Consider the following 578-nt stretch of genomic DNA (forward strand, 5'->3'; position numbering starts at 1 on the left):
TCGCTGTCGCGTAATGTATCCGTAAGCGGTTTGTTGAGCGCCTTATCTCTATCAATGCCGAGAATCTGGCAAGCACTGCGGTTGATGGAACGAAGCACACCTTGTGCGTCAATGCTGAGTACACCTTCTTTGATAGTACTCATGGTGACTTCCAGTTCACCATACAGACGGCCGATCTCTTCTGGTTCGAAGCCTAAAATCGCGCGCTGGAATTTTCGAGACGCGTAATTGGACACCACGGCATTTGCCACCACTACGACGACAACCATCAAAATTAAAAAAGCGAGGAATGGCTCAATGCGATCTTGGAGCCTGTCGAGCAAATACCCCACCGACACCACACCAATGATGTTATCTTGTGCGTCGAATATCGCCGCTTTACCGCGGACGGAATAACCCAAAGAACCGCGAGCTGTAGACACATAGGATTGACCTTCGACCAGAGCTCGTTGGTTGTCGCCCCCTTTCATAGGCTTACCAATTCGCTCATCTACCGGATGAATTAAGCGCACGCCTTGGTTATCCCCAATCACAATAAAGGCCGCACCAATCGCTTTAGTGAGTGCGCGAAAGGACTC

General features: G+C 50.2%; 1 protein-coding gene. It reads right to left on the reverse strand.

The genetic code is table 11. The features are described from left to right. The coding region (locus R8O11_RS29810; RefSeq protein ID WP_318195204.1) for a PAS domain-containing protein at window positions 1–578 on the reverse strand (578 nt) is incomplete at both ends.

The organism is Vibrio sp. 1288, from assembly GCF_033344475.1.